20 protein-coding genes are annotated in these 21,369 nt (G+C 33.8%); 10 read left to right on the forward strand and 10 right to left on the reverse strand.

Annotated features, from left to right (window positions below; translation table 11 throughout):
* The first annotated feature begins 210 nt into the window (after window positions 1–210).
* Window positions 211–2,883 carry a LamG-like jellyroll fold domain-containing protein gene (locus tag TD18_RS03410; RefSeq protein ID WP_084205832.1) on the forward strand — a complete coding sequence of 891 codons (2,673 nt, stop codon included), beginning with the start codon at window positions 211–213 and terminating at the stop codon, window positions 2,881–2,883.
* A gap of 112 nt (window positions 2,884–2,995) precedes the next feature.
* Window positions 2,996–3,880 (forward strand): GTPase Era, encoded by an 885-nt coding sequence (gene era, locus TD18_RS03415; RefSeq protein WP_040248441.1) that lies wholly within the window; start codon window positions 2,996–2,998, stop codon window positions 3,878–3,880.
* Here the strand turns inward: era and TD18_RS03420 are convergent, their stop codons facing one another.
* Window positions 3,881–4,399, reverse strand: coding sequence for a hypothetical protein (locus tag TD18_RS03420; protein ID WP_040248443.1), 519 nt, complete (start codon window positions 4,397–4,399; stop codon window positions 3,881–3,883). It abuts the gene before it with no gap.
* A 149-nt stretch (window positions 4,400–4,548) separates the two neighbouring features.
* Between TD18_RS03420 and der the strand changes: the two genes are divergently transcribed.
* Complete coding sequence (gene der / locus TD18_RS03425; RefSeq protein WP_040248445.1) at window positions 4,549–5,856, forward strand: ribosome biogenesis GTPase Der; 1,308 nt, start codon at window positions 4,549–4,551, stop codon at window positions 5,854–5,856.
* 106 nt (window positions 5,857–5,962) lie between these two features.
* On the opposite strand, the gene TD18_RS03430 is transcribed toward der, so the two are convergent.
* The 5 genes from TD18_RS03430 to TD18_RS03450 all read right to left on the reverse strand — a co-directional run bounded on the left by TD18_RS03430 (window position 5,963) and on the right by TD18_RS03450 (window position 9,236).
* The gene (locus TD18_RS03430; protein WP_040248447.1) at window positions 5,963–6,772 is read right to left on the reverse strand and encodes a TPM domain-containing protein; all 810 of its coding nucleotides are present in this window, start codon (window positions 6,770–6,772) and stop codon (window positions 5,963–5,965) included.
* A 69-nt stretch (window positions 6,773–6,841) separates the two neighbouring features.
* Window positions 6,842–7,279, reverse strand: coding sequence for a TPM domain-containing protein (locus TD18_RS03435; RefSeq protein ID WP_040248449.1), 438 nt, complete (start codon window positions 7,277–7,279; stop codon window positions 6,842–6,844).
* Window position 7,280: 1 nt separating this feature from the next.
* Window positions 7,281–7,883 (reverse strand): LemA family protein, encoded by a 603-nt coding sequence (locus tag TD18_RS03440; RefSeq protein ID WP_040248451.1) that lies wholly within the window; start codon window positions 7,881–7,883, stop codon window positions 7,281–7,283.
* Between the two features lie 52 nt (window positions 7,884–7,935).
* On the reverse strand, window positions 7,936–8,265 hold the full coding sequence (locus TD18_RS03445; protein WP_040248454.1) for a MerR family transcriptional regulator: 330 nt from the start codon (window positions 8,263–8,265) through the stop codon (window positions 7,936–7,938).
* Complete coding sequence (locus tag TD18_RS03450) at window positions 8,265–9,236, reverse strand: M23 family metallopeptidase (protein ID WP_040248456.1); 972 nt, start codon at window positions 9,234–9,236, stop codon at window positions 8,265–8,267. The genes TD18_RS03445 and TD18_RS03450 overlap by 1 nt, the downstream gene beginning before the upstream one ends.
* Before the next feature lie 153 nt (window positions 9,237–9,389).
* Between TD18_RS03450 and alaS the strand changes: the two genes are divergently transcribed.
* The 4 genes from alaS (at window position 9,390) to TD18_RS03470 (ending at window position 15,559) form a co-directional block, all read left to right on the forward strand.
* Complete coding sequence (gene alaS / locus TD18_RS03455; RefSeq protein WP_040248457.1) at window positions 9,390–12,002, forward strand: alanine--tRNA ligase; 2,613 nt, start codon at window positions 9,390–9,392, stop codon at window positions 12,000–12,002.
* Between the two features lie 24 nt (window positions 12,003–12,026).
* Window positions 12,027–13,382: a UDP-N-acetylmuramate--L-alanine ligase gene (locus TD18_RS03460; protein ID WP_040248460.1), complete on the forward strand. Its 1,356-nt coding sequence runs from the start codon at window positions 12,027–12,029 to the stop codon at window positions 13,380–13,382.
* A 57-nt stretch (window positions 13,383–13,439) separates the two neighbouring features.
* Window positions 13,440–14,822, forward strand: a complete 1,383-nt coding sequence (locus TD18_RS03465; RefSeq protein WP_040248462.1) for a hypothetical protein — start codon at window positions 13,440–13,442, stop codon at window positions 14,820–14,822.
* Window positions 14,823–14,917: 95 nt separating this feature from the next.
* Window positions 14,918–15,559: a hypothetical protein gene (locus TD18_RS03470; protein ID WP_040248464.1), complete on the forward strand. Its 642-nt coding sequence runs from the start codon at window positions 14,918–14,920 to the stop codon at window positions 15,557–15,559.
* A 10-nt stretch (window positions 15,560–15,569) separates the two neighbouring features.
* On the opposite strand, the gene TD18_RS03475 is transcribed toward TD18_RS03470, so the two are convergent.
* The 4 genes from TD18_RS03475 to TD18_RS03490 form a co-directional block, all read right to left on the reverse strand.
* Window positions 15,570–16,472, reverse strand: coding sequence for a DUF4476 domain-containing protein (locus TD18_RS03475; protein WP_040248466.1), 903 nt, complete (start codon window positions 16,470–16,472; stop codon window positions 15,570–15,572).
* A 93-nt stretch (window positions 16,473–16,565) separates the two neighbouring features.
* Window positions 16,566–17,456, reverse strand: a complete 891-nt coding sequence (locus tag TD18_RS03480; RefSeq protein WP_040248468.1) for a dienelactone hydrolase family protein — start codon at window positions 17,454–17,456, stop codon at window positions 16,566–16,568.
* 20 nt (window positions 17,457–17,476) lie between these two features.
* The gene (locus tag TD18_RS03485; protein ID WP_040248470.1) at window positions 17,477–18,067 is read right to left on the reverse strand and encodes an FMN-binding negative transcriptional regulator; all 591 of its coding nucleotides are present in this window, start codon (window positions 18,065–18,067) and stop codon (window positions 17,477–17,479) included.
* Entirely contained in the window at window positions 18,067–18,516 is a 450-nt protein-coding gene (locus TD18_RS03490) for a DUF1569 domain-containing protein (RefSeq protein ID WP_040248473.1), read from the reverse strand. The genes TD18_RS03485 and TD18_RS03490 overlap by 1 nt, the downstream gene beginning before the upstream one ends.
* Before the next feature lie 69 nt (window positions 18,517–18,585).
* Between TD18_RS03490 and radC the strand changes: the two genes are divergently transcribed.
* The 3 genes from radC to TD18_RS03505 all read left to right on the forward strand — a co-directional run bounded on the left by radC (window position 18,586) and on the right by TD18_RS03505 (window position 21,355).
* Window positions 18,586–19,284, forward strand: coding sequence for a RadC family protein (gene radC, locus TD18_RS03495; RefSeq protein WP_040248474.1), 699 nt, complete (start codon window positions 18,586–18,588; stop codon window positions 19,282–19,284).
* Window positions 19,285–19,431: 147 nt separating this feature from the next.
* A complete protein-coding gene (locus TD18_RS03500) occupies window positions 19,432–20,676 on the forward strand; it encodes a polysaccharide deacetylase family protein (protein WP_316931624.1) in 1,245 nt (414 codons plus the stop codon).
* Complete coding sequence (locus TD18_RS03505; RefSeq protein WP_040248478.1) at window positions 20,666–21,355, forward strand: YjjG family noncanonical pyrimidine nucleotidase; 690 nt, start codon at window positions 20,666–20,668, stop codon at window positions 21,353–21,355. The genes TD18_RS03500 and TD18_RS03505 overlap by 11 nt, the downstream gene beginning before the upstream one ends.
* Window positions 21,356–21,369 lie beyond the last annotated feature (14 nt).

Raw genomic sequence — 21,369 nt, forward strand, 5'->3', positions numbered from 1 at the left:
ATCGAATAATTTTAGAGTTTAAAGTATAGCAATTTGTTATTGATTGAATTTTACTATATTTAATTTTTTAGTCGTTTTTTGAATGAATAAAATAGTAATTAACTGTCCTAGATTTACAATTTGTTTAATAACCGCTTTTTAGATACTGTATTTTCATTCTCTAAAATTATACACGTGTTAAGGCATATACTAACCAATATAACACATATTATGAAAAAACAGTTTTTGTTTTCACTAGCCCTTATGTTTGGTGCTTCTTTTTTACCTTTTAATGCACAAATTCCTAATGACGATAATTTAACACAGCCTCAAGATGTCAATGCATTAAACATTAATTGTACAAATCAATCTTTTAACTTAAGCGAATTAACTTGTGGAGAAGACTTAATTGTAATCTCACCTACCATAAGTGAAGTGCCTAGTGCTGTTAATACTACATTAGATTTTGATGGTTTCAATGATAGAGTATTAATATCTAATAGTGCATCTTTGACTTTTACTACAGAGTTTTCGGTTCAGGCATGGATATATCCAAGAGCCAATACCTATTCAAGAATATTTACTAAATATTCTGGTGGTGCTAGTTTCCCAGGCGAGTTTGTTTTTGATACTTACGACGGATCAAACCCTACATTTTTAGCAAATGGTAGAGGCTTAAGATTAGTCTTTACAGGTGCTAATGGAGGAGGAGTTATTAGTTCAAATGTATTAAACTTAAATTCATGGAACCATGTAGCAGGTACTTTTAATAATGGTGTGCTTAAGCTATATGTAAATGGTGTTGAAGTGAATTCAGGTACGACAATATTTACCTCAATTCCTTCATCTTCTCTGGGCTATGCCATTGGAGAAGATGTTAATGTTAATCAAAATGAACATTTTAACGGGCAAATAGATGAATTAAGTTTATGGAATAAGGCCCTAAAACCTTCTGAAATAGAAAATGCTTATGATAAACTTTTAGCAGGAACAGAACCTGGTTTAGTGGCTTACTACGATTTTGAAGATGGATCAGGAAATTATGTTTTGATTGATAAATCTGGTAATAGTAATAATGGAGTACTTATTAATATGGACATAAATTCAGATTGGGTAACATCTATAGCACCTATTACACCAGTAACATTAGTAAATGACCTTACTGGAATATCGGATGCGTCTGGTATTTATCCTTCTGGTGATACTACCATTACGTGGACAGCTACAGATGTAAATGGTAATTTTGAAACTTGTATCCAAACGATTTCAGTTAGTGGTAATGCTTGTGGAATCATCTATACTTTCGACAATGGCGTTTGGTCACCAAGTAATCCGGATGGATTGGCCACTGCTGATGATGATATAATTATTGAATCTGGAAATGCAACTTTATCGTCTACGACAGTCTGTAACAGTGTTACTGTAGAGCCTGAAGCAAGTTTAGATTTTGCTGGAAGTACGTTAGTAATTAATTCATCACTAGTGTTAAAATCTACCTCTACAAGTTATTCTAGTCTTTTTCCTGGTAACATTGAAAGTGGTACAAGTGCTAATAATATAATTATTTATAGACGTTATGTGAATTCTAATGCTAATGGAAATGACTTAATTTCCTCACCAATATATAATCTATCTTTTGCAGATTTTTTAAATACGGCTAATAATGCTTCAGAGTTACTAAATGATGGAAATACATCACCTACGACGTATGCTTTTGCACCTTTTAATAAAACAGTAGGTGATTATGTGAACACAAATAGCAGCACCAATTTACCATTAATTAGTGGACGAGGTTACAGAGCAGCGACAGTTTCTGGTTCAACACTCTCTTTTAAAGGTCAGCCTAATGGAGGAAGCATCGACTTTAATATTGAAAATTCTGGACCCATAAGAACCAAATGGAATTTAGTAGGAAATCCTTATCCAACATATCTCAATGTTCAAGATTTTCTTACTCATGAAGTTAGCCCTGGAGTTACTAATCTTAGTTTATTCGATTCAGGTACTGCAGCTATGTATGGCTATGATGGAAATGCAACTAACGGTTGGATCATTTATAATTTAGCGACAATAACAGCATCAACGCTTATTGCTCCTGGACAAGGGTTTTTTGTCAGTGCTAATGCAAGTCATGTTGCAGCTTATGATCTCGAATTTGAAGAAACTATGCGTTCATCAGGAACTGGAGACGATTTCATAGCAGGAAGAAATTCAGAGTTAGTCTATCTGAAACTGAATTTAAGTACGAATGCTAATACAGCTAGAACCGAAATCTATTTTAATCCAAATGCGAGTCAAGGATTCGATTTTGGTTATGACGCTGAAGCTTTTGAAAGTACAGTTTCACAGTTTATGTTCTATTCTCATTTAGTGCAAGACAACGAAGGCAAGGCGATTGCTTTACAAACGCTCAATTCAGCAAACCTCAATAATGAAACAATTCCTTTGGGAGTTCATGCAAATCAAGGAGAACAACTTACATTTAGTATTGCTGATAAGAATTTGCCAGCTTCAGTAAATGTGTATCTTGATGATGTGGTTGAAAATACGTCAACATTATTAAATACTGGCGAATATGTGATTACTCCACTTACAAATTTATCTGGAACAGGTCGTTTTTACTTAAGAACATCAGAAGATGCTTTATCAACGATTGAAAACAGTTTGAATACGTTGAACATATTTGCATTAAACAGGGCTAAAGAACTCGTCATAACTGGAGAACTCAAAGATATTACATTATTAAATCTCTATGATATTAGAGGAAGAACAATACTGACAACCAAACTTGATGCTACTAAACTTGAAAATCGGATTGATGTTTCTAATTTAAATACAGGTATGTATGTCGTGAATGTTCAAAACACTACGCAACAAAAATCGCAGAAAGTAATTATTAAATAATGTACTGACATTAAGTTACTAAGACAACACAGGCTTTTTTTAAATGAAACCATACATATTATTTATTGTTTGATAAAGGTCGTAACTTTGTAACCAGTTATAAAAGGGTATTATGAGTCATAAAGCAGGTTTTGTAAATATTATTGGAAATCCAAATGTTGGTAAGTCAACGTTAATGAATGCCTTTGTTGGTGAAAAATTATCCATCATCACGTCCAAAGCGCAAACCACTAGACATCGTATTTTGGGTATTGTTAATGGTGAAAATTTTCAGATGATTCTTAGTGATACTCCTGGAATTATCAAGCCAGCTTATGAGCTGCAAGCATCAATGATGGATTTTGTAAAGTCGGCTTTTGATGATGCTGATGTGCTTGTTTATATGGTTGAAATTGGTGAAAAGGAATTAAAAGATGAAGCTTTTTTTAATAAAATTACCAATTCAAAAATTCCGGTTTTATTGTTGCTGAATAAAATCGATAATTCAAATCAGGAACAACTAGAAGAACAAGCCGAATTATGGCAGCAAAAAGTACCAAATGCTGAATTCTTTCCTATTTCAGCTTTGCAAGGCTTTAATGTGCAGAATGTTTTTAATAGAATTATAGAATTATTACCAGAATCTCCACCTTTTTATCCTAAAGATCAATTAACAGATAAACCAGAACGTTTTTTTGTAAACGAAGCAATTCGCGAAAAAATCCTTATGCATTACAAAAAGGAAATTCCTTATGCTGTTGAAGTCGATACTGAAGAGTTTTTTGAAGAAGAAAACATCATCAGAATGCGATCGGTTATTATGGTCGAACGCGACACTCAAAAAGGAATTATAATTGGTCATAAAGGCTCAGCATTGAAACGAGTAGGTGTCGAAGCGAGGAAAGATTTAGAGAAATTCTTTGGAAAACAAGTCCATTTAGAATTGTACGTTAAAGTGAATAAAAACTGGAGAAACGATCAAAGACAACTAAAGCGCTTCGGATACAATCAGAAGTAATTAGTCTTCGGCATGAATACCAACACTTCTTAGAGTATCTCGCATAAAATGATGTAATTCATGCATTTCAGCCATTCCGGCTTTTTTTCCTAAACGTCCACCAAAATAAAGGGCAAACCAAATAACGACTGCAAATAAGGTGAAAAACAACTGGAACGTATAGGAATCACCTAAAGACCAATTCACATAAGCCCAAATACCAAAAGCGATAAATAATCCTGCGACGAGAAAGTGAAAAAACATAAACATCGTCCAAACTGTAGGATTTGGGCCAAATAAGCCATAAATAACACTACCTTCTTTGTCAAATTCCTTGTTGATCTCTAAATGGAGTTGAGGTGACCAAAAATGTTGCTTATCCTTCGGAATTCTTATAAATACGTGGTCATCAATTCGAGATACTATATAATCAGATTGTGTTGTTTTTTTGTCTTCGAATAGCTTCAAAAGCATGTTATTATCTTGCTTGACATAAAATTTAAAGCGAGGCCTTAAAACAATAGTATTAGTTGTTGACATTTTAACTTGAAATGGTTACTCAAAGTACTATTTTTTATTTAATTAATAATTAAAAAAATAGGTTTACTCTAAAATAACCAATTCATCTATACATATTTAGTATCTTTGCAGCCGCTTACAGGATATGTAATGCAGATAAAAATAAAATTATGAGTAATATAGTTGCTATAGTAGGAAGACCAAATGTTGGAAAATCAACATTTTTTAACCGTTTAATTCAACGTCGTGAAGCCATTGTTGACGCTGTGAGTGGTGTGACACGTGACAGACATTACGGGAAAAGTGATTGGAACGGAAAAGAGTTTTCATTAATTGATACAGGTGGTTACGTTAAAGGAAGTGATGATATATTTGAAGCTGAAATTGATAAACAGGTTGAATTAGCAATCGATGAAGCTGATGCCATCATTTTTATGGTAGATGTTGAAACTGGTGTTACTGGGATGGATGAAGACGTAGCAAAACTACTCCGTAAAGTCGATAAACCCGTTTTTTTAGCCGTCAATAAAGTTGATAACGGAAAACGTGCTGAAGATGCAGTGGAGTTTTATTCACTGGGTTTAGGTGAATATTTTACCATCGCGAGTATTAATGGCAGTGGCACTGGAGATCTCCTTGATGCACTAGTTGAAGCCTTACCAGAAAAGGAAGAAGAGGAAGAGAAAGATGAACTGCCACGTTTCGCAGTTGTTGGCCGTCCAAATGCTGGTAAATCATCTTTTATAAACGCACTTATTGGTGAAGAGCGTTACATCGTTACAGATATCGCTGGAACTACCAGAGATTCAATTGATACAAAATATAACCGTTATGGTTTCGAGTTTAATTTAGTGGATACCGCTGGTATCAGACGAAAATCTAAAGTTAAAGAAGATCTTGAGTTTTATTCAGTAATGCGAAGCGTAAGAGCTATTGAGCATTGTGATGTTTGCTTATTGGTTTTAGATGCTACGAGAGGTTTCGACGGACAAGTACAAAATATATTCTGGTTAGCACAACGTAACCGAAAAGGGATTGTGATATTAGTCAATAAATGGGATTTAGTTGAAAAAGATACCATGACTACTCGTGATTTTGAAAGAAAAATAAGAGAGGAAATAGCACCTTTTACAGATGTGCCTATTGTGTTTATTTCAGTATTGAATAAACAGCGTATTTTTAAAGCAATCGAAACTGCTGTTGAAGTTTATAACAACCGAACTAAAAAGATTAAAACAAGTAAGCTTAACGAGGTACTATTACCAATTATTGAAAATTATCCGCCTCCAGCATATAAAGGTAAATTTGTGAAGATTAAATATATCATGCAATTACCAACACCTCAACCTCAATTTGCATTTTTCTGTAACTTGCCACAATATGTAAGAGATCCATACAAGCGGTACTTAGAAAACCAATTAAGAGATCATTTTGATTTTAAAGGTGTTCCAATTAGCGTTTATATGCGTAAGAAGTAAAACATAGAATCAAATATCAGTGAAACACTATTCTGTAAAAAGATAGTGTTTTTTTATTTTGCACTAACAACTAACAACTAACAACTAACAACTAACAACTAACAACCTACCAGCTTCCACCAGCACCTCCGCCAGAGAAACCGCCTCCTCCGAAGCCTCCTCCAAATCCGCCACCACCAAAGCTTCCGCCTGAGCTGCTCCCAAAGCCACCTGAGCGACCTCCATAACTTCCACGTCCCATATTACTTAAGATAATAGCATCAAGAATACTAGTACCATCAGTTCGATGTCCACCTCTTCCATTATTACCACCTCGTCTGTTTTTAGAAATAGCAATCAAGAAAATGATAAAAATGATAAATAATAAGAAAAAGAGACCTACAGGAAATGGGTTTTGTGAATTACTTTGTCTTGTACCTTGATAAGCTCCAGTTAATACTTCAAAAATAGCATCAGAACCTTTATTAAGTCCTTGGTAATAATCTCCTTTTTTAAACTCTGGTATGATAACATTTCTTACTAATTCACCAGTAACTCCAGCCGTAAGTCGGTCTTCAACACCATAGCCTGGTGAAATCCAGATTTTACGATCATCTCTGGCAAGTAAAATAAACACACCGTTATCTTCTTTGGACTGGCCAATTCCCCATTCATGAGCCCATTTTGGAGTGAGCAATCCTATGTTTTCGCCTTTGGTAGTTGGTATTATGGCTATGACAATTTGTGTAGATGTAGTATCAGAATATCGAATGAGTTTTTGTTCTAAATTCTGTTTTTCAGAAGCAGAAAGTAAGTTAGCATAGTCATAAACACTCGTTTCTTCCTTTGGAATAGGAGGAATATCAAATTGAGCAAGTACGGTTTGCGAACTCAGTAAAAGCATAGCTAACAGGCATAACATTTTGGCGTGATGCATAACTTTAAATTTGTGTTTTATACTATTCGCTACGTATGACATTTTATTTTAAATACTTTTGCTTACCATCTATCCTTTAGAAATATCGTCAGGTAATTGATTTGTATCACCATGAATCCATGGGAAATGAGTTTCTAATTGTTTGCCAGCTTTAAGAACACCTTCAATAAGTCCTTGTTTAAAATTACCATGCTTAAAATGAGATTGGATAACATCTTTAGTGCTGTCCCAAAATCCTTTTGGAACAACATCGTTAACACCTTTGTCACCATAAATGACAAAGGTTTTATCTTCTACAGCAACATAAATGAGAACACCGTTTTGCTGTTTGGTATTATCCATTTTGAGGAAGTGAAAGACCTCCATCGCACGATTAAAAGCATCTAGTTTTGATGAGTTTTCAATATGAATTCTAATCTCACCAGATGTGTTTTGTTCTGCAGTTCGAATTGCTTCAATGATTTCTTGCTCCTCATCGACAGAGAGGAAAGCTTCCACTTTAGACATCTTAATTGTTGAAATCAAATTCTACATCAACAGGTTTTTCAGCACCAGCTTCTGAATCAAAATATGGCTTTTCATCAAAATTTAAAATTCCAGCTAAAATAGAGTTTGGGAATTCTTTTACATGAATATTATAAGGCTTTATGGCTTCATTATAGCGTGTTCTGGCTGTTTGAATAGTATTTTCAGTGCTTGTTAATTCGTCCTGAAGTTTAAGAAAGTTTTGGTTCGATTTTAAATCAGGATAACGCTCAACCGTTACTAATAAACTTTTTAAAGCGCCACTCAATCCACCTTGTACTTGATTGTATTGAGCCAGTTGCTCAGGTGTTACATTGGATGGATCAATATTAATAGAGGTTGCTTTTGCTCTGGCTTCAATAACATCTTTTAATGTGTTGCGTTCAAAGTCAGCAGCACCTTTTACAGTATTAACTAAATTACCAATAAGGTCATTTCGTCTTTGGTAAGATGTTTGAACATTTCCCCATGCTTCACTCACATTTTCATTTAGCTGAACTGCAGTATTATTAAATCCTTTAACCCAGGAATAAGATCCTATTGCTAAAATAGCAATGATAATAACAGGAATGAGCCATTTTTTCATAATGATATAGTTTTAAAGTTGTGTTTTATTAGTTGTAGTAATATTGCATATGTTACAACTGTGATTTAATTTTTATTAGCTGGGCTTTTATACCTTCTAACTTATTTATTATTTCAAAGTTGTTAAGTGTTTGTTGTTTTTCTTCTTTAAGATGTGTTTTTGCACCTTCAAGTGTAAATCCGCGCTCTTTTACCAAATGATAAATGAATTGTAGATTCTTAATGTCTTCAGGAGTGAACTTCCGATTTCCTTTTGCATTTTTTTTAGGCTTAATAACATCAAATTCTTTTTCCCAAAATCGGATTAAAGAGGTGTTTACATCAAATGCCTTAGCTACTTCGCCAATACTGTAATATCTTTTTTCAGGTAAATCTATATGCATTAGTCTAAGGATTGGTTTTCTAAAGATGCTTTTTCTAACAGTCTTGCATATTCGTCTGCAGATAGGTTTCCGTAGTAAAAATTAATTGGATTAATACGCTCACCATCTTTAAATACTTCATAGTGAAGATGAGGTGCTTCAGAACGTCCTGTACTTCCTACAAAACCTATTAAATCACCACGTTTCACCTTTTGATTAGAACGCACATTGTATTTGTATAAATGCGCATAGAGTGATACATAACCGTAGCCATGATCTATTCTGATGTGTTTGCCATATCCAGAGGCATTATTATCTGCGCGAGTGACAACACCATCTCCTGAAGCATAAACTGGTGTGCCTCTTGGAGCTGTAAAATCCATACCAAAATGAAATTTTCTAACTTTAGTAAAAGGGTCAGTTCTATAGCCATAGCCAGAAGCCATGTATTTTAAGTCTTCATTTTTTACAGGTTGAATAGCAGGTATGGCTGATAAGAATTTTTCTTTGTCTTCTGCTAAAACAGCAATTTCATCTAAGGATTTTGATTGCACGACAATTGCTTTTTGAAGTAAATCTAAACGTTTGTTACTTTCAATGATCAATTTCGAATTATCGTACCCTTCATATTTTTTATAGCGATTAATACCACCAAAACCAGCTCGTCGTTGTTCAGAAGGGATTGGGTTAGCTTCAAAATATAACCGATAAATTGCATTGTCGCGTTCTTCAACACTTTCCAAAACTGCAAAGGCATTGTCTACACGCTTATTGAGTAGTTTATACTGTAATTGTAAATTAGCTAATTCTCGTTTTAAAGCACGTTCTTTTGGTGATTCAATATACTGGCTTGCAATAAAAACAAAAAGAAATCCGAATAAAGCTGCTGCTAATAAAAACAGCATGGTAAACTTTATTGTAGTTCTTTTTTTACGCTCTATTTTCCGGTAAGAAAGCGTTTCAGAATCGTAATAATATTTTACTTTAGCCATATCTTAAAAAGTTCTATTTTTGCAGGAATAATAGAACAACACACAAATATATAAATTGTTTCACACTTTGAAGTCATTTGGCCTTTAGTTTTAGAGGTTTTCATCAGTTTAAGTGTTGCAATGGGTTAATTTACAAGGATTTAATTTCTAATTATGAAGTCTCAAGACATTCGCCAAACATTTTTAAACTTCTTTCATGAAAAGAAGCATAGTATAGTACCATCAGCACCAATGGTGTTAAAAAACGATCCAACACTCATGTTCGTTAACTCTGGGATGGCGCCTTTTAAAGAATTCTTTTTAGGAAATGCCGAACCAAAAAACATTAGAATTGCCGATACCCAAAAATGTTTGCGTGTTTCTGGTAAACATAACGATCTAGAGGAAGTAGGTTACGATACCTATCATCATACTTTATTTGAAATGTTAGGAAACTGGAGTTTTGGTGATTACTTTAAGAATGAAGCCATTGCTTGGGCTTGGGAGTTGTTGACTGAAGTTTACGGCATCAACAAAGACATCCTTTATGTTACCGTTTTTGAAGGTAGTGACGATGACAATCTTCCAATGGATCAGGAAGCATATGATTTTTGGAAAGCATTCATTTCTGAAGATCGCATTCTTATGGGAAATAAAAAGGATAATTTCTGGGAAATGGGAGACCAAGGTCCTTGTGGTCCTTGTAGCGAAATTCATGTTGATATTCGTTCTGAAGAAGAAAAAGCTAAGGTTGACGGCAAGTCATTAGTAAATATGGATCATCCTCAGGTTGTTGAAATCTGGAACCTCGTATTTATGCAATACAATCGTAAAGCTAATGGGAGTTTAGAAAACTTACCTGCGAAGCATATCGATACTGGAATGGGCTTTGAGCGCTTATGTATGGTCTTGCAAGGTGTTCAATCTAATTATGATACAGACGTGTTTACGCCAATCATTAGAGAGATTGAAACCATCACTAATAAGGAATACGGAACAAACGACAAAGTGGATATCGCTATTCGTGTTATTTCAGATCACGTTAGAGCTGTGGCATTTTCAATAGCAGATGGTCAATTACCTAGCAACACTGGTGCAGGTTATGTAATTCGAAGAATTTTGCGTAGAGCAGTGCGTTATGGCTTTACCTTTTTAGATAAAAAGGAGCCTTTTATTTATAGATTGGTTGATGTACTTATTAAAAAAATGGGTAAAGCATTCCCAGAATTGAAAGAACAAAAGCAACTGATTGAAAACGTAATTAAAGAAGAGGAGTCTTCTTTTTTACGAACTTTAGATCAAGGTTTGTTACTTCTAGATCGAATTATTACAAGTTCAAAATCTAAAGAAATTTCAGGAAAAAAAGTCTTTGAACTTAAAGACACTTATGGTTTTCCTGAAGATTTAACCGATTTAATTCTTCGTGAAAAAGGCTATACATACAATCATGATGAGTTTCAATTAAAGTTGAAAGAACAACAGGAAAGAGGCAAACAAGCGTCACAACTCAAATCGGATGACTGGACAGTTTTAATTGAAGATGAAGAGCAAGAGTTTATTGGGTATGATGCTATTGAGGCTAATGTTAAATTGGTACAATATCGTAAAGTAACGTCAAAAAAGAATGGAGAAATGTATCAATTGGTCTTTAATCTAACGCCATTTTATGCTGAAGGTGGTGGGCAAGTAGGAGACAAGGGCTATTTGGAAGATGCTTCAGGTGATATCGTTTATATTGTTGATACTAAAAAGGAAAACAATGTCATTATTCATTTTGCTAAAAACTTACCGAAAGATATTCATGCAACGTTTAAAGCGTCTGTAGACATTAAACAGCGTAACAGAACGGAATGCAACCATACGGCAACCCATTTATTGCATCAGGCTCTACGAGAAGTTCTTGGAACACATGTGGAGCAAAAAGGGTCTGCGGTCCATTCAAAATACTTACGTTTCGACTTTTCTCATTTTGCCAAACTTACAGTTGAAGAATTGCGCGACGTTGAGAATTTTGTCAACTCCAGAATTGAAGGTAAACTTCCACTTCAAGAACAACGTAATATTCCTATGGAAAAAGCAATTGAAGAAGGTGCTATGGCCTTATTTGGAGAAAAATATGGAGATACGGTTCGCACAGTACGCTTCGGACAATCGATTGAGCTTTGCGGAGGAACACATGTTAAAAATACTGGAGATATCTGGCATTTTAAGATTGTTTCAGAAGGAGCAGTTGCTGCCGGAATTCGTCGTATTGAAGCGATAACAAACGATGCTGTAAAAGATTTCTATTTTGAAAATAACAGAGCGTATTTTGAAATGAAAGATTTGCTCAACAACGCTAAAGAGCCCGTTAAAGCATTGCAAAATCTTCAGGAAGAGAATTCAGATTTAAAGAAGCAGATTGAGAACTTACTGAAAGAGAAAGCGAAGCACATTAAAGGTGATTTAAAAAATGAAATCGCTGAAATTAATGGCATTCAGTTTTTAGCTAAGAAAATCGATTTAGATGCTTCTGGAATCAAAGATTTATGTTTTGAATTGGGCAGTCAATTCGATAATCTGTTTTTACTCTTTGGTACAGAAAATGATGGTAAAGCATTATTATCGTGTTATATTTCAAAAGAACTGGTTGCCAGTAAAGATTTAAATGCAGGAACCATCGTTAGAGATTTAGGAAAACACATCCAAGGTGGAGGTGGAGGTCAACCATTCTTCGCTACAGCTGGTGGAAAAAATCCTGATGGATTAGACAAAGCTTTAGAAGCTGTAAAATCATATATTGTATAGATTTAATTTTCAAACCAACTAACCATGAACGTACATTTTATAGCCATTGGTGGAGCTGCAATGCACAATCTCGCAATCGCATTACACAACAAAGGATATAAAGTCACTGGCAGTGATGATACTATATTTGATCCTTCAAAGTCACGTTTGAAGGCTAAGGGTTTGTTGCCTGAAACATTTGGTTGGTTTCCCGAGAAAATCACAAATTCATTAGATGCCATTGTTTTAGGAATGCATGCGAAAGCTGATAATCCGGAATTGTTAAAAGCACAAGACCTAGGTCTGAAAATCTATAGCTATCCTGAATTTTTATACGAACAATCCAAACATAAAACACGAGTGGTTATTGGTGGAAGTCATGGAAAAACGACGATTACATCTATGATTTTACATGTGATGCATTACCACGATCGTGATGTTGATTATATGGTTGGTGCGCAGCTGGAAGGGTTTGATGTCATGGTAAAACTTACTGAAGATAACGATTTTATTGTGTTGGAAGGTGACGAGTATTTAAGTTCGCCAATTGACAGACGACCAAAATTTCATTTATACAAGCCTAATATTGCCTTATTAAGCGGCATTGCTTGGGATCATATCAACGTATTTCCAACTTATGAAAACTATGTAGAGCAATTCTCCATTTTTGTCGATAGTATTGTGAATGGCGGAAGTATCAATTATAACGAAGAAGATCTGGAAGTAAAACGTGTTGTTGAAGCAAGCGAAAACCCAATTCGAAAACTTGCTTATCATACGCCTGAATATCGTGTTGAAAACGGACAAACTTTATTAGAAACGCCAGAAGGGGATTTGCCTGTTGAGATCTTCGGAAAGCATAATCTTAATAACCTTGCTGGTGCCAAATGGATTTGTCAGCATATGGGAATTGATGAAGATGATTTTTATGAAGCTATTGCGACTTTTAAGGGCGCAAGCAAACGTCTGGAAAAAATCGCTGAGTCGTCTCAAAGTGTTGCTTACAAAGATTTTGCACATTCGCCAAGTAAGGTGGAGGCAACAACCAATGCTGTAAAAGAACAATATAGCGATAGAACGCTTGTTGCATGTTTAGAACTTCATACCTACAGCAGTTTAAATGCTGAATTTTTAAAAGAATATAAAGGCGCTTTAAATGCCGCAGATGTAGCTATTGTATTTTATTCTCCTCATGCTGTTGAAATCAAAAAATTAGATGAAGTCACTCACGAACAAATTGCCAATGCCTTTGAACGTGATGATTTAATAATTTATACCAATCCAGAAGACTTTAAAAACTATTTATTCTCTCAAAATTTCGATAACAAAGCCTTGTTACTTATGAGTTCTGGTAATTATGGAGGTTTGGATTTTGATGAGGTAAAGAAGTTATTCGTCTAATTCCTTTTTGTAACGTTTAGTCTTAAGTTTATACTTACCTAATATAAACTTACGAGAATGAAATTCAATAGACTATTTTATGATGACCATTTGAATTTTAGAAATTTTTCTAAGTTTAAAACCTTCGCCTTCATTTGCATAAGTGTTTTCTCAGCATTCGTTACCTATAGTTTTTCACAAGCTATTTTTGAAACGGAAAGAGTTATTTCCTTCAGTTTTGATTTAATACCAAATATAATTAGTGAAGATTCTAGAAATTTTTATAATCTATTTTTTGCTAGTGTATCATTTATTTTAGGACATTCAATAGCAGTTAGTTTCTTATTTAGCCGACCAGGTAATTTAATGTCAAGGAGAAGCCTAAAGCGAAAGCGAATTGTAAACGAACAAATTTTCTTAGGGTTTAATTTTGCACATTGGTTTTTAAAATTAGGTTGGATGTTTGGCACATTTGCTATGTGTTGTATGGATTTTGAATTTACGTCAACAGCAAAACTTATAGCAATTCTTTTAATTATTGTTTTATACCTAGAATCATGGAAGACATTAAAAAGCGTATTCAATAAACAGAAATGGAAGTACATATGTATTCATGCTTTACTGTTTTGTAGTCTTTCGTATGGATTAAGTAAAATCAATATTATTAATTACAAAGCGATTGATAATATGGCTTTAGAAGCGAATCCAATTGTTGATCTACCTAAATCATTGTATCATCAAAATTTGGATTACAGGTATCCTACGATCAGTTTTAAAATTCTTCAGGATGATAATGGTGAGTTGATCATAAGAAACCAATACAATGAAGTCATTGAGATGCATGAAATTTCTAATGAAATTATAAATGAACGTGCTTCACTCAGAGAAGAGCTATATTCACGTCTCAATGTAATAGTTTCTGCAGATAAAAACATAACCTTAAAAAATATTAAGCAAATTGAGGTTGTGCTGTTTTCAATCGGTCAAAGGCGAATAACTTATGAGGTGCGTAATGAGAATTTATTAACTCGTAGCTTTCAACGAAAAGCAATAGCTAAGACAATAGCATATAATATTCTTCAATTTAGACCAAAGGAAGCGAGTTTTTACCCACCATTTCCTGATAGGATATTTAAAGAGCCTGTATTTAAAGATACTCTTAATGTATATGTTGAAAATTCAGTAATTATCGATGGTGTAAAAGTTCCTAAAATTATGTTGGTTGACAAATTTAAGGATAATGTTTCGATAGATATTTTGATTAATTATTTGATATCAGAAAATACGACATATCAAGATTATATTACAGTGTTGTCAGCCCACTTTAAAGCTGTTGATGAGTTGCAGAAAAAAGAACAAGTTATTGAAGATTCCTACGAGTTGTATGAGGATTTTATGAAAGAGCAATCTGAATTAAAACTTAAATTCCCGATTATTACTGCGGAAACTTATACTAATTAAAATATCTGTTCGTTATTATTCCAACCATTCAATTCAACAACACTTATACTGCACAATTACGTTTATTAACCAATTTCTAAAATCAATAAATTATTATGAAACGTATTCTTATCACAGTATGTATTATTTCTCTATTTTTTTCATGTTCTAATGATGATAACTCTGTTAATCAGGAAGTTCAAGAAGATAACTTCTACGCTTTACGTGTAGGGAATTCCTGGGTTTATAAAAACTATAAATACGATATAAACTCCCAAACTTATGAAGATACTGGAGTCGTAGATCAAGTCAGTATTGTTGGTATGGAAACTATTTCAGGAATTGAATATTATAAGTTTAGAAGACTAACAACAGGTAACGAAGAAGGCATTACTTTGTGCAATCCAAACGGTGAACATTTCGAATATTTAAGGGAACAAGATGGCAACCTTATTTGGGATACTGGTGAAGTGAAATTCACTAATAATGATTATTCTGAACGTACGCTTGATGAAAATGATTGGGGAAATATCGTAGAAAAATTAACAGAGGATTCAACGACACTCAATGTTGAAGCTGGAACTTTTGAGTGTATATATTCTGAGCGTTATGTTATTTTACCAGATGGAGAACAGGCGCCAAGTTTAGATACGTTTTATTATTCAGATGGTATCGGGCTTATTTATGATACATCGTCTTTTGTATCACAAGAAACGCCTAGTGTTATTAGGCGTTTAGATTCTTATAATGTGCAATAAGGTGATAAAATTAATGTCCTAAAGAGGCTATATATTCGTCTAGTTCTTCAATTGTAGATTCAAATTGAAAAGAGTTATTGACCTTCCAGTAATTTTCAGGATTGAAACAATAGATATAAGCAAATTTAGCATATTCTAATCGTGTGTCTTCAAAATCAAATAAGCTGGTTATATGAGCAATTTGACCTGAGTTCAAGCAATTGCTTTTAGTAATTTGCTTAGCGAGTGTTAATCTAGAATCTGAAAAGGTTTTGCTTTCAATCGAAGCAAGTGCCTGATTGAAATCTGGACGAGACATTTCATAACAACCCGTGTCTTCAACAATAACAACATCAGTTGGTGTTCCAATAGTTGTAGTCGTGGTTTGAGTTGTTGTGGTTGACATACCTGAATTCACATTAATTCCAACGCCAACATTAGTGCCTCCTGCATTTACGCCAACACCAATATTAATTTGATCACCATTACCCGAAGATGTCGTAGTTGTAGTCGTTTGAGTTACTGTTTGAATAGGCGGTAAAGGTGTTGCATTGTAATGAATTACAGATACATTACTTGGAGGAGGCATAATGGCTTGAAAAGGTGTAAAAGAGAAAAAACGTAATTTTCTACCACGTTTAGTATCTTTAATTTTATAAACAACTTCTCCTCTTTGGTTATCTACATCAACAACCATAAGATGTTTCTTTTCCAACACTGGAATTGACTCATCAGCAAATATAATTTTAGTGTCATAGTAATCGTTAACCAGATAATCTACAGCAATATTAACTACTGGTTCTTCATTTTGTCTAATGCCATTTAAAATAACATAAAATGCATCTCCATCTTCAGAGAAAATTGTTAATCTGGATTCTTGAGCATTTGAAAATAAGCTCACTAAAAGCAATGTAAGGAATGTAATTTTTTTCATGATAGTTGATTTTAAAAAACTTAAGCTTTCCAAAAGCTGTGCCAAAAATAATATTTATTTAAATATGATTGCTAAAATTTGAATAATGTGAAGCTAGTTTTCTAAATGAAGTTTAAAAAAGGCTATAGTTCGTTCCCAAGATAAATCTGCTGCTTCTTTATCAAATCTTGGTGTGGTATTATTATGAAATCCGTGATTTACTCCTGGATAAATATAGGCTTGGTACTCAATGTCGTTAGCTTTCAATACAGTTTCAAAAGCTGGCCATCCTTCATTAACTCTGGTATCTAATTCTGCATACTGTAATAATAAAGGCGTTTTTATCTTCGCTGCATCTTCATCAGAAGGTTGTCTACCATAATAAGGAACTGCAGCATCTAATTCTGGTAAACGTACAGCTATCATGTTTGACATCCAACCACCAAAGCAAAAGCCAACGACACCAATACTACCATTACAATGTTCATGGCTTTTAAGATAATGGTATGCAGCTATAAAATCTTCAATCATTTCATTTCGATCACGTTTTTTCTGCATTGTTCTGCCGTCATCATCATTACCAGGATAACCACCTAAAGGCGTTAAAGCATCTGGAGCTAAACTAATAAAGCCTTCTTTTGCAACTCGACGACCAACGTCTTCAATGTAAGGATTAAGACCTCTGTTTTCGTGTATAACAATGACACCAGGTAATTTTGTTGTATTTGCTTTAGGTTGAGACAGCAAACCTTTTATAGTTCCACCACCTTTAGGAGAATCATAGGTGATGTATTGTGAATCTAACGTTGGGTCATCAGGTTGTACTAGCAAGGTGTCTATATAGTTTGGTGAGATGAAACTCAAAAGGGAAGTCACAGTTAAACCTCCAACGGCATACAAGGAAAGCTTTTCAACAAACTGACGACGATTTAGATTATTGTGAGCGTAATCATCATATAAGTCAAATATATCTTGACTAATATCTTCTTTTTTTAATTCTTTCATAATCCTATGATTTTAGCTAATTAAAACACCTTATCCAAAAAATGTTTGATGCTTTCTTGGTTAGCTCTTATTAATTCCGTTCGGGCGGCTTCAGTATCACTTGGCTTTTTGTCTTGAGATAACTTAAATTTACCTTCCCAATTGGTTATGGTAATTTCAAACATTTTAATATAGTTGAGGTTTCTGTCCAGCTTTGGATTATCAGGTTCTAAGACATACTTGTAATCTGGAGCTTCTAAAAATTCAGTCATGCGTATTAGCGATTGTTTTAAAGCTGCTTTACTGTCAATAGCTTTAACCGTTCCTTTTAAATGTACTTTGATGTAATTCCATGTTGGTAATTGAGAGGTTGCGTAAACACTTGGAGAAATATAACATTCAGGTCCTGAAAAAATTAGTGTAACATCACAATCGTTTTTTAAATAATTTGCTTGTGGATTATGTATATCAATATGACCAATAAGCTTTCCATCTTCAAAAATTAAAGGTAAATGGGTAATTAGAGGTTGATTCTCACTAACCGAAATCACAGTGGCCAAAGGATAAGCATTTATCACTTCAATTATGTGATTTATATTGTCATCCTGATGATGTTTTGGAGGATAATTCATTAGGCTCCGAATTGTTTTAAATGATGATCTAAATGTTTGTATTGCATTTTTCCCCATTGCTCTTGAGTGAATGCTCCAAACATTGGATGTGGAGGCCACTCTAATCTTGTCTTTTCATTGTGAAACCTTTCAATTATTTTTTTTAATCTGGACTTTTCAGTGGTAAATTCTTTACAGTCATGTACAATGAATTCTTTAGAAGTTGGTAAACTTTGCTTCCATGGTTTGTCATCATATAAAGATGATTTAAAAAAAGAAAATAACCAGCGTTTGAAAGCATTAGGTTTCTCTAACTTCAGATCCTGTAATGCCACTTGCAAAGGGAAATTGCAATGAGCTAACATTTGAGAAACGTTCATTTTTCCCCACTTTGCTTTAGCATTTCCATCAAGTTTTTCAATTCTACTCATAATTTCATTATAAGCATCAGAAGTAAAAAGTGATTCCATAATAATATAGTATTTTTTCTATATAATGTATATATTTATGCACAGAAAGTTACGATATATCTTTTTATAATGACCAAGAAACCAACTTCATTTTCTATTAAAAATTGGTCACAGGATGATCAACCTCGTGAGAAACTTCGTGATAAAGGGAAGTCTAGTCTTAGTGATGCCGAACTGGTAGCCATACTCATTGGTTCAGGAAACAGAGAGGAAAGTGCTGTCACACTTAGCAAACGTATTTTAGCAAGCGTAAATAATAACCTTAATGCCTTGGGAAAACTGTCATTAAAACAACTCATGACCTTTAAAGGAATTGGAGAAGCTAAAGCTATTTCCATAGCTGCTGCATTAGAAATAGGGCGACGACGACGAGGAAATGAAGCACTCGAACAAAATAAAATTAGCTCTAGTGTTTCGGTCTTTGAACTTATGCAACCCATTATTGGAGAGTTGCCTCATGAAGAATTCTGGATTATTTATTTGAATAATTCCAATAAAGTCATTCAAAAAAATCAATTGAGTAAAGGAGGAATCACAGGCACATTAGTCGACGTTCGATTGGCTCTTAAAACCGCTTTAGAAGTTGGGGCTGTGGGATTAATATTAGCTCATAATCATCCTTCTGGAACTTTAAAACCCAGTGAAGCAGATAAGAATCTGACCCAAAAGTTGAAAGTAGCTGCGCAAAGTTTAGATATAAAGGTTTTAGATCATTTAATAATTACAGAAAGCAGTTACTTTAGTTTTGCAGATGAATCACTTTTGTGAAATCTAATTGATTTTCTAAATTCCATTTATAAAATGACTGTTTTCATTTGGTAATTTGGTACTTTTAAAAGCTAGAATCTGAGATTAGGTATGCTCCTCGTTTATTCACATAAAATAACACCAAGATTACGTTACACATTTAAACATTTGTGCACACGAATTTTAGGTGTTCCAGTAACGTTTACCACGACTATTGAAGATTTTATTGCTCATGACAGTATCAAAATGTCCTATACCAAACAACCACTTAGTAACGAGGTGTTTATTAGAAGCCACGAGTTGCTTTTTGAGCAAGGGCTTTCAGATATTGATATTAATGTTCAGGATTGGGATGAAACCAAATGCTTTTTTGCCACTGGCGAAAAGAGTGCTTTGCCATTTGATATTTTTGCAGCTTCGTTTTATTTATTAAGTCGTTATGAGGAATATTTGCCTCATGTAAAAGATGATTATGGTCGATTTACGGCTTCTGAAAGTATAGCCTTTAAGAATAACTTTTTGCAACAACCTGTTGTAGATATCTGGGCTTATAAACTCAAAGCTGTTTTAGAAGAAAAGTTTGAAGATTTTAAGTTTACTGATAGAAATTATACGGTTCAACCTGTTATTGATGTGCCAAGAGCGTACTACTTTAGAAAAAAAGGCTTATTAAGAACATTTGGAGGTATTTTCAATGATTTGATACGTTTAAGATTGGGGCGACTTTACCAAAGAGCTATGGTATTGTCAGGTTTTAAACGTGATCCTCATGATACGTTTAAATGGATAATCAATAAACAGAAAAATTGCGATTTCAAGTTCATCGTCCTTTTTTTAATAGGTGATTATTCAACCTATGACAAAAATATTAGTATTAATAAAAAAGAATTTGTATCGCTCATTAAATCTGTGGCAGATTATTCTAAAGTCGGATTAAAAGCCTCCTATTTCGCACTTGACGATATTGCTATATTGAAAAAGGAAAAGAAAGCGATGGAATCTATAATTAATTATGAACTACAAGCATCGCGTCATTCATTTTCAAAGTTAAATTTGCCTAAGTCCTATCGGCATTTAGTAGAACTTGAAATCCATCAGGATTTTACCATGGGCTATATTAAAGAATTAGGCTTTAGAGCAGGTACTTGTACACCGTTTTTATTTTACGACTTAGATTATGAAGTTCAAACACCGCTGCAAATTCATTCGTTTCATTGCTTAGATTCTGCGTTGTTAAAATACCAGTCTCAACTAGATAAAAAAGAAGCCTTACAACGTATTATAAAACAAGTCAAACAAGTCAATGGTACGTTCACACCTATTTTTCATAATTATAGTTTTAGTGACGATGCACTTTGGAACGGCTACCGAGAATTATTCACTTTGATATTAGATTCTGCAAATGAAGATTAAAAACATAAAACACGTATTCTTCGATCTCGATCATACGCTTTGGGATTTTGATAAAAACTCAGCATTAACATTTGATAAAATATTTCACTTACATCAAATCGATATTGACAGAAATCAATTTTTGTCGGTTTATGAACCTATCAATTTAGACTATTGGAAACTATATCGTGATGAAAAAATTGACAAACCCAATTTGCGTTACAGTCGCTTGAAAGACACTTTTGACGCAATTAGTTTCAAAATTTCAGACGATACGATACATAAGTTATCTGAAGATTATATAGCGTATTTAACAACATTTAATCATTTGTTTGAAGGTACTTTTGATATTTTAGAACATTTGAAGGATCGCTATCAGTTACACATCATTACCAACGGATTTGATGAAGCGCAACAAAAGAAGATGGATAATGCTAAGATTGCTCAGTATTTCAAAACGGTTACCAATTCTGAAATTGCTGGTGTCAAAAAGCCCAATCCAATAATTTTTAACTACGCTTTAGAAGCTGCAAAAGCTAAACCGCACGAAAGTATAATGATTGGCGATAGTCTTGAAGCTGATGTTTTAGGAGCACTTGATGTTGGTTTTGACGCCATTTTATTTAATTACCATAACCACAATCCAGAATCTCATATCAAACAGATAAAGACTTTGTTAGATATAAAATTGTATCTTTAATTTCTTCTCATTAT

Origin of the sequence: Psychroserpens mesophilus (assembly GCF_000826645.1) — a bacterium.
Lineage (GTDB): Bacteria > Bacteroidota > Bacteroidia > Flavobacteriales > Flavobacteriaceae > Psychroserpens > Psychroserpens mesophilus.